Annotated in this window: 8 protein-coding genes; 5 read left to right on the top strand and 3 right to left on the bottom strand. The window is 63.0% G+C overall.

What is annotated here, in order from left to right; all coding sequences use genetic code 11:
- The 3 genes from EN738_RS25410 to EN738_RS25420 all read left to right on the top strand — a co-directional run.
- Nucleotides 1–632: DMT family transporter (locus EN738_RS25410; protein WP_145966927.1), on the top strand; the 632-nt coding region annotated here is incomplete at its 5' end.
- A gap of 10 nt (nt 633–642) precedes the next feature.
- Nucleotides 643–1,434 (top strand): ATP12 family chaperone protein, encoded by a 792-nt coding sequence (locus EN738_RS25415; protein WP_127286109.1) that lies wholly within the window; start codon nt 643–645, stop codon nt 1,432–1,434.
- A 186-nt stretch (nt 1,435–1,620) separates the two neighbouring features.
- The gene (locus tag EN738_RS25420) at nt 1,621–3,507 is read left to right on the top strand and encodes an MFS transporter (protein ID WP_127286110.1); all 1,887 of its coding nucleotides are present in this window, start codon (nt 1,621–1,623) and stop codon (nt 3,505–3,507) included.
- An 84-nt stretch (nt 3,508–3,591) separates the two neighbouring features.
- Here EN738_RS25420 and EN738_RS25425 read toward each other — a convergent pair whose 3' ends face one another.
- Nucleotides 3,592–3,786, bottom strand: coding sequence for a DUF2735 domain-containing protein (locus EN738_RS25425; RefSeq protein ID WP_127286111.1), 195 nt, complete (start codon nt 3,784–3,786; stop codon nt 3,592–3,594).
- Between the two features lie 309 nt (nt 3,787–4,095).
- Between EN738_RS25425 and EN738_RS25430 the strand changes: the two genes are divergently transcribed.
- Nucleotides 4,096–5,136 carry a glutamine synthetase beta-grasp domain-containing protein gene (locus EN738_RS25430; RefSeq protein WP_127286112.1) on the top strand — a complete coding sequence of 347 codons (1,041 nt, stop codon included), beginning with the start codon at nt 4,096–4,098 and terminating at the stop codon, nt 5,134–5,136.
- Nucleotides 5,137–5,396: 260 nt separating this feature from the next.
- Here EN738_RS25430 and glnA read toward each other — a convergent pair whose 3' ends face one another.
- Entirely contained in the window at nt 5,397–6,806 is a 1,410-nt protein-coding gene (glnA, locus tag EN738_RS25435) for a type I glutamate--ammonia ligase (RefSeq protein WP_127286113.1), read from the bottom strand.
- A 51-nt stretch (nt 6,807–6,857) separates the two neighbouring features.
- Nucleotides 6,858–7,196, bottom strand: a complete 339-nt coding sequence (locus EN738_RS25440) for a P-II family nitrogen regulator (protein ID WP_006205430.1) — start codon at nt 7,194–7,196, stop codon at nt 6,858–6,860.
- A 357-nt stretch (nt 7,197–7,553) separates the two neighbouring features.
- Between EN738_RS25440 and EN738_RS25445 the strand changes: the two genes are divergently transcribed.
- The coding region (locus EN738_RS25445) for an NAD(P)H-hydrate epimerase (RefSeq protein ID WP_127286114.1) at nt 7,554–8,595 on the top strand (1,042 nt) is incomplete at its 3' end.

The following is an 8,595-nucleotide window of genomic DNA, read 5'->3' on the forward strand; positions in this document are numbered from 1 at the left end:
ATATCGGGCTGGAATACACAACCGTTGCCCGCAACACGCTGCTGGTCAACACCATGCCGTTCTGGGTCTTGATCGGCGGTCATTTCCTGCTCGGCGAGCGCATCAACGCGCGCAAGCTGGGCGGACTGGTTCTGGCCTTCTGCGGCCTTGCGGCGGTCTTCTCCGACGGCATCGTTGCCGGCAACACTGCCACACTCACCGGTGATCTGCTCAGCCTCGGGTCGGGGATCCTGTGGGCGATGACCAGCATCGTCATCAAGCGGTCGAAACTGGTCGAGACCAGCGCCGAGAAACTGCTGCTCTACCAGCTGGCTGGCGCAGCTGTCGTCGGTTTGCTGGTGATGCCTTTCGCCGGCCCGCCCATCCGCGCGGTCACCGCCTTGCCGACCCTGGCGCTGCTGTTCCAGTCTTTCTATATCGTCGCATTCACCTATGTGTTGTGGTTCTGGCTGCTCACGCGCTATCCGGCGGCCGGCCTGTCGAGCTTCGCCTTCCTGTCCCCGGTCTTCGGCGTTCTGTGCGGCGCGGTGCTGCTGGGCGAGCCGCCGACAGTCAGGATCTTCCTGGCGCTCGGCCTGATCGCCGCCGGCCTCATCATCGTCAACCGGCCGCGCAGGCAGGTTCCAGCGTAAGGAGTTCGACATGCGCGACATCCTCAATGACCTCGAAGCGGGAAAGCAGCTCTCCGATCCCGATCCCGTGCGCCGCGCCCAGATCCAGATGAAGACGCCGCTGCCGAAGCGCTTCTACAAGACCGTCTCGCTCGCGCCGGTTGAGGAGGGCTTTGCCGTCCATCTCGACGGCAGGCCGGTACGCACGCCAGGCAAGACACTGCTGGCGCTGCCAACCGAAAAGGCGGCGGCCCTGGTTGCCGGCGAGTTCGACGCGCAAGGCGAGGTCATCGACCCCGTCACCATGCCGGTCATGCGCCTCGTCAACACCGCCATCGACGGCGTCGCCAGCGATCCGCAGGCGGTGCTGGAGGATATCCTGCGCTTCGCCTCGTCCGACTTGCTCTGCTACCGCGCCGATGGCCCGCAAGGGCTGGTAGACCGGCAGAACCAGCTTTGGGACCCGGTCATCGATTGGGCGCGCGGCGCGCTTGGCGCCCGCTTCCTTCTCGCCGAGGGCATCGTTCATGTCGAGCAGCCGCGCGAGACCATCGCCGTGCTCGGCGCCCATCTTGCGCAGCGCAACGAGCCGCTGCGGCTCGCCGCCATCCATGTCATGACCTCGCTGACCGGATCGGCGCTGCTGGCCATGGCTGTCGATTTCGGCGAACTCGATGGCGAAACGGCCTGGGCCGCAGCCCATGTCGACGAGGACTGGCAGATCGAGCATTGGGGCCAGGACGCCGAGGCCGTGGCGCGCCGCTCGGCCCGCAAGCGCGACATGTTGGCGGCCATCGGCCTGCTCGAGGCGCTGAAAGCCTGAGCGCAGCGCTCCGCTTTCGCACTGCACCTAATACGAAAGTCATAATCCCATCGTCGCGGTGCCTTTCGCCGGCGCTTTCTGCCACTTTTTACCTGTGGCTGCGTCTTTGAGTCTGCTCTCGGAGGAGAGGTGGACGATGGCGCGCAGCCATCGCGGACAGACGGGATCTCACGGGAGGACTTTTCAATGGCAATGGCATCGACCGCCGGCGGAACAAGCCGCGGCATGACGCGGGAGGAGAAGAAGGTTATCTTCGCTTCCTCGCTCGGCACCGTTTTCGAATGGTACGACTTCTATCTCTACGGCTCGCTGGCGGCTTTCATCGGCGCCACCTTCTTCTCCTCGGCGCCGGAAGCGACGCGCAACATCTTCGCGCTGCTCGCCTTCGCCGCCGGGTTCCTGGTCCGCCCCTTCGGCGCTCTGCTGTTCGGCCGCATCGGCGATCTTGTCGGCCGCAAATACACCTTCCTCGTCACCATGACGATCATGGGCCTGTCGACCTTCCTGGTCGGTCTCTTGCCAGGCTATGCCAGTTGGGGCATCGCCGCGCCGGTGATCCTTATCGGGCTGCGCATGCTGCAGGGCCTGGCGCTCGGCGGCGAGTATGGCGGCGCCGCCACCTATGTCGCCGAGCATGCCCCCGACGATCGCCGCGGCTTCTACACCTCCTGGATCCAGACGACGGCGACGCTCGGTCTGTTCCTGTCGCTGATCGTCATCCTCATCGTGCAGGGGTCGATGAGCAAGGAAACCTATGCCGATTGGGGCTGGCGCATTCCCTTCATCGTCTCCTTCGTGCTGCTCGCCATCTCGATCTGGATCCGGCTCTCGCTCTCGGAGTCGCCGACGTTCCAGCGCATGAAGGAGGAAGGCAAGGGTTCGAAGGCACCGCTCTCGGAAGCCTTCGGCCAGTGGAAGAATGCCAAGATCGCGCTGCTGGCGCTGCTCGGCCTCACCGCCGGCCAGGCCGTGATCTGGTACAACGGCCAGTTCTACGCGCTGTTCTTCCTGCAGAACGTGCTGAAGGTCGACCCGCAGTCGGTCAACATCATGATCGCGGTGGCGCTGGCGATCGGCTCGATCTTCTTCGTCGTGTTCGGCTGGCTATCCGACAAGATCGGCCGCAAGCCGATCATCATGGCCGGCCTCGCCTTGGGCATCGTCTGCACCTTCCCGCTGTTCAAGGCACTGACCTGGGCTGCCAATCCGGCGCTCGCCACCGCGCAGCAGAACACCCGTGCGACGGTGACCGCGGCGCCCGGCGACTGCAAGTTCCAGTTCAACCCGGTCGGCACGGCGAAGTTCACGACGTCCTGCGATATCGCCACCTCGTTCCTGACCAAGAACTCGGTGCCTTACGACGTGGTCACGACGGCGGCACCCGGAACGGCCGCATCGGTCAAGATCGGCAATGAGACGGTGGAGTCCTACGACGCCGTCGCCGCCGGCGATCAGGCCAAGGCCAAGGACGCTGCCTTCGTCAAGGCGGTCAACATGTCGTTGCGGGACGGCGGTTATCCGCTGAAGCGCGCGGCGGCCAAGGTGCCGGACCAGAAGCTCGACGCCTTTGTCGCGGCCAATCCCGAGCTCAAGCTCGACGCGGCGGCGATCCGCGGCGGCGAGAAGACGACGGTTGCTGTCGACCAGGCCGTCAAAGACAAGCTGCTGACCAAGGATGAGGCGGCGGGTGCGCCCGAGATCACCGTCTACAGCATTCCGGGCGGCGGCGCGTTTGCCATGTTCGCCGATCCGGCGGCGGTGAACTGGCCGATGACCATCGGCATCCTGTTCATCCTCGTGCTGTTCGTCACCATGGTCTACGGGCCGATCGCGGCGATCCTGGTCGAGATGTTCCCGACCCGCATCCGCTACACCGGCATGTCGCTGCCCTACCACATCGGCAATGGCTGGTTCGGCGGTCTCTTGCCGGCGACGGTATTCGCGCTCAGCGCCTACAAGGGCGATATCTATTACGGCCTCTGGTACCCGGTGGTGATCGCCGCCATGTCGCTGATCATCGGCATGATCTTCGTCAGGGATACGCTGGGAACCGACCTCAACACCAAGCAGTAGGCGCTGCTCAGGCGCTCAAAGCAAAAGCCCGGCGTGAGTGATCACGCCGGGCTTTTCCCATTCTGAAATCCCTGGAGGGCTCGATCAGCTCTTGCGCTGCGTGCTCTCTTCCTCAATCGCCGCCTCGTGGTACCAGCCATCAAAATCGGCATGCGTGTTGCGCAGCGAGGCAAGCTCTGCCGCGAACTTGGCCTTTGCGCCTAAATTTGAGGCAGATTTGCGCCCTGCCAGGGGGAACATCAAAATCTTTGCCGACGGACGGGACGGGGTGACTTGCATTGGCGATCTCCCTTCTTCTCCAGGAGCCTGTCGATTCATCTACTTTCCAAGATAGTGGTTGCGACTCATTTAGGCAATATGCCCACAAAAAGATCAGTATTTGCACTATTTTTGTGCAAACTATGCTTTTGATCGATCGGAACGCATCGCGGAGGCGGCTCAGCAAATTCAGCGCTTTGTGACGACCATTTTGCCGCACCCTCCACTGCCGGAGTGGCACACGAATTGCTTTTTAAGACGCGGCAGGTCGGCTCGGCCCGGCCATGCGTCGTCGCCCTGCGCGGTGATCAAGCAACGAGAGGCTCTAGAATGACCAAATACAAGCTCGAGTATATCTGGCTCGACGGATACACACCGGTCCCCAATCTTCGCGGCAAGACCCAGATCAAGGAGTTTGCCGAGTTCCCGACGCTCGAGCAGCTGCCGCTGTGGGGCTTCGACGGCTCCTCGACCCAGCAGGCCGAAGGCCACAGTTCCGACTGCGTGCTGAAGCCGGTCGCCGTGTTCCCGGATCCGGCCCGCACCAACGGCGTGCTGGTGATGTGCGAAGTGATGATGCCCGATGGCGTGACGCCGCATGTCTCCAACAAGCGCGCCACCATCCTCGATGACGAGGGCGCCTGGTTCGGCTTCGAGCAGGAGTATTTCTTCTACAAGGACGGCCGTCCGCTCGGCTTCCCCGAGAGCGGCTACCCGGCGCCGCAGGGCCCGTACTATACCGGCGTCGGCTACTCGAACGTCGGCTCGGTCGCGCGCCAGATCGTCGAGGAGCATCTCGACCAGTGCCTCGCCGCCGGCATCAACCATGACGGCATCAACGCCGAGGTGGCCAAGGGCCAGTGGGAATTCCAGATTTTCGGCAAGGGCTCCAAGAAGGCCGCCGACCAGATGTGGATGGCCCGCTACCTGCTGCAGCGCCTGACCGAGAAGTACGGCATCGACATCGAGTACCACTGCAAGCCGCTCGGCGACACCGACTGGAACGGCTCGGGCATGCACGCCAACTTCTCGACCGCCTATATGCGCGAAGTCGGCGGCAAGGCCTATTTCGAAGCGCTGATGGCCGAGTTCGACAAGAACCTGATGGATCACATCGCCGTCTACGGCCCGGATAACGACAAGCGTCTGACCGGCAAGCACGAGACCGCGCCGTGGAACAAGTTCAGCTACGGCATAGCCGACCGCGGCGCCTCGATCCGCGTGCCGCACTCGTTTGTCAAGAACGACTACAAGGGCTATCTGGAAGATCGCCGTCCGAACTCGCAGGGCGACCCCTACCAGATCGCTTCGCAGATCCTGAAGACGATCGCGTCGGTCCCGGCCAGCGGCCAGGTTTCGGCTGCCGCCTGATCCGCTCGGCGCGCGTTCGCGCCGCAACAGAATACTCTGCGACCAGAAGGCCCCGGCGGAAACGCCGGGGCTTTTTTGCATGGAGATCGCCCAAGCGGCGGCACAGAAATCGCGCACGTGGCGAAACACGCTGACGGCGAACGTGCGCGTCGCCTATTGAGCACCGGCTCGCGATAGCTCGCATAATCACCATGGACGACAATGAAAAAGCCCCCGGAGGGAGACCTCCGAGGGCTTCAAATCTCAATCCGATCAGAAGTTTAGATCGAGTAGTACATGTCGTATTCGACCGGATGCGGGGTCATCTCGAAGCGCATCACCTCGGCCATCTTCAGCTCGATGTAGCTGTCGATCTGGTCGTCGTCGAAGACGCCGCCGGCCTTGAGGAAGCCGCGGTCCTTGTCGAGGCTCTGCAGCGCTTCGCGCAGCGAGCCGCAGACGGTCGGGATCTTCTTCAGCTCCTTCGGCGGCAGGTCGTAGAGATCCTTGTCCATCGGCTGTCCCGGGTGGATCTTGTTCTTGATGCCGTCGAGGCCGGCCATCAGCATGGCGGCGAAGGCGAGGTAGGGGTTCGCGCCCGGATCGGGGAAGCGGACCTCGACGCGCTTCGACTTCGGCGACGAGCCGAACGGAATGCGGCAGGACGCCGAGCGGTTGCGCGCCGAATAGGCGAGCAGCACCGGCGCCTCGTAGCCCGGCACCAGGCGCTTGTAGGAGTTGGTCAGCGGGTTGGTGAAGGCGTTGATCGCCTTGGCGTGCTTGATGATGCCGCCGATGTAGTAGAGGCAGCTCTCCGACAGCCCGGCATATTCATTGCCGGCGAAGGTCGGCTTGCCGCCCTTCCAGATCGACTGGTGGACGTGCATGCCCGAACCGTTGTCGCCGAAGATCGGCTTCGGCATGAAGGTGGCGGTCTTGCCGTAGGCGTTGGCGACCTGGTGCACGACGTACTTGTAGATCAGCATCTTGTCGGCGTTGCGCACCAGCGTGTCGAACTTGATGCCGAGCTCGTGCTGCGCGGCGGCGACCTCATGGTGATGCTTCTCGACGCGCACGCCCATTTCGGCGAGCACGGTCAGCATTTCCGAGCGCATGTCCTGGGCGGAATCGATCGGCGGCACGGGGAAGTAGCCACCCTTGATGCGCGGGCGATGGCCGAGATTGCCGGTCTCGTAGTCGGTGTCGTCGTTGGACGGCAGTTCGGTGGAGTCCAGGCGGAAGCCGGTGTTGTAGGGATCGGCCTTGTACTTGACGTCGTCGAACACGAAGAACTCGGCTTCCGGACCGACGAAGATCTGGTCGCCGATGCCTTCCGACTTCATGTAGGCCTCGGCCTTCTTGGCGGTGCCGCGCGGGTCGCGGTTATAGGATTCGCCGGAGACCGGATCGAGGATGTCGCACAGGATGACCATGGTCGACTGGGCGAAGAACGGATCCATGTGCACCGTGTCGGGATCGGGCATGAGCACCATGTCGGACTCGTTGATCGCCTTCCAGCCCGCAATCGAGGAGCCGTCGAACATGACGCCGTCGGCGAACATGTCTTCCTCGACCTCGACGACATCCATGGTTACGTGCTGCAGCTTGCCCTTCGGATCTGTGAAGCGCAGGTCGACGAACTTTACGTCGTTGTCCTTGATCTGCTTCATGATGTCTTTGGCTGTCGTCATGTCATGTATCCCTGTGTGACGTTTTTTTGATGATGACGTTGCAGAAAGGCGTCAGACGGCGTCCATCCCGGTCTCACCGGTACGGATGCGCACGACTTCCTCGATGTTGGAGACGAAGATCTTGCCGTCGCCGATGCGGCCGGTCTGCGCCGCCTTGCGGATGGCCTCGATGGCGCCTTCGACGGCGTCGTCGCCCAGCACCACCTCGATCTTCACCTTGGGCAGGAAGTCGACGACATATTCGGCGCCGCGATAGAGTTCGGTATGGCCCTTCTGCCGGCCGAAGCCCTTGGCCTCGGTCACGGTGATGCCTTGCAGTCCGGCCTCCTGAAGCGCTTCCTTCACTTCGTCCAGCTTGAATGGCTTGATGATCGCTTCGATCTTTTTCATGTAAAACGTGGCCTCCACTGCCAAAAGACGGGTTTTGTGCCCCGCTTGCGGCTTCGATCAAGCACGAACTGTGCCAGTCCGGACGGATTCGAAGCGCCATTGGGCGATTTCACTACCATGCCGCGTCCCGATGCGCATTCGCGTCATTCGCTGCATTGGAAGCGTCATCGACGCTCGAAGCCTATACATTGCTGACCCTCCCGTCCGCACAATAATTAGGCAAATAGCGCAATCTGCAGGCAGTTTTGCCCGTTGGCGCATCGCATCGAACGATGCCTTTATAGGCAATGGCAGTGTTCGCTGTTTGCTTCAAACCGAAAACTGGACAATGCTTCACCGGAGGGCGGACGGCAATCCATGAGCAACGAACTTTTATCTCCGGTTGAAATGGCCGAGGCCGACCGGCTGGCAATCGCTGCTGGCCCGCTCGACGGCTACGGCCTGATGCGGCGGGCCGGCGCGGAGGTCGCAGCCGTTGTGCTGGCGCGTTACCCGGCCGCGACGCGCGTGCATGTGCTGTGCGGCACCGGCAACAATGGCGGCGACGGCTATGTCGTGGCGCGGTTGCTGGCCGAGGCCGGCGTCGATGTCGCGGTGTGGGTATCGGGCAAGCCGCGGGCCGGCAGCGACGCCGCGATTGCCGCGGCGGAGTGCCCGGTCGCGCCCCGACCGCTGACGACATTTGCCCCTGATTTCGGCTCAATCGTCGTCGATGCGCTCTACGGGGCAGGGCTGTCGAAGTCGCTGCCCGTCGACGCTACGAACGCCATCGATTTTGCCAAATCCCTGCTCTTGCCGGTTGTTGCGATCGATTTGCCTTCGGGAGTCTCCGGCGATACCGGTGCAGTGCTTGGGGAAGAAGCTTTTCGGGCCGACATCACCGTTACCTTCGCTCGAAAAAAGCCCGGGCATCTGCTGCTGCCAGGTCGCGAACTCTGCGGTGAGATCGTGCTTGCCGACATCGGCATCCCCGACAGTGTCGTCAACGACCTCATTCCAAGAACGTTCGAGAATAAGCCGGCTCTCTGGCTCGGGAACTTGCCGGTTCCAGCCACCGACGCGCACAAATACAAACGTGGCCATGCCGGGGTGTTTTCCGGCGGGCCGTCGACAACCGGCGCCGCGCGGTTGTCGGCGCTTGCCGCCGCGAGGGCAGGGGCAGGAGCGGTAACCGTGCTGTCGCCAGCGGACGCCATGCAGATAAATGCCGCGCACCTGACCGCGATCATGCTGCGCAGGACCGACACCGTAGCCGACCTGAACAACTTCATCGGCGAGCGCCGGCCTTCGGCCTTTGTTCTCGGACCTGGCTTCGGCGTCGGCGAGAGGACACGGGATCTTGCCTTGGCGATACTGCGAGCCGGGCGGCAAGGCGCTGCCAGCGGGATCGGCGGGCTGG

Origin of the sequence: Mesorhizobium sp. M4B.F.Ca.ET.017.02.2.1, from assembly GCF_003998955.1 — a bacterium.
Taxonomy (GTDB): Bacteria; Pseudomonadota; Alphaproteobacteria; order Rhizobiales; family Rhizobiaceae; genus Mesorhizobium; species Mesorhizobium abyssinicae.

What these genes read in the sequence shown, in the direction of transcription:
- EN738_RS25425 (WP_127286111.1), bottom strand. Translation starts at nt 3,786, where the DNA reads ATGCAAGTCACCCCGTCCCGTCCGTCGGCAAAGATTTTGATGTTCCCC.
- EN738_RS25440 (WP_006205430.1), bottom strand. Translation starts at nt 7,196, where the DNA reads ATGAAAAAGATCGAAGCGATCATCAAGCCATTCAAGCTGGACGAAGTG.
- EN738_RS25415 (WP_127286109.1), top strand. Translation starts at nt 643, where the DNA reads ATGCGCGACATCCTCAATGACCTCGAAGCGGGAAAGCAGCTCTCCGAT.
- glnA (WP_127286113.1), bottom strand. Translation starts at nt 6,806, where the DNA reads ATGACGACAGCCAAAGACATCATGAAGCAGATCAAGGACAACGACGTA.
- EN738_RS25420 (WP_127286110.1), top strand. Translation starts at nt 1,621, where the DNA reads ATGGCAATGGCATCGACCGCCGGCGGAACAAGCCGCGGCATGACGCGG.
- EN738_RS25430 (WP_127286112.1), top strand. Translation starts at nt 4,096, where the DNA reads ATGACCAAATACAAGCTCGAGTATATCTGGCTCGACGGATACACACCG.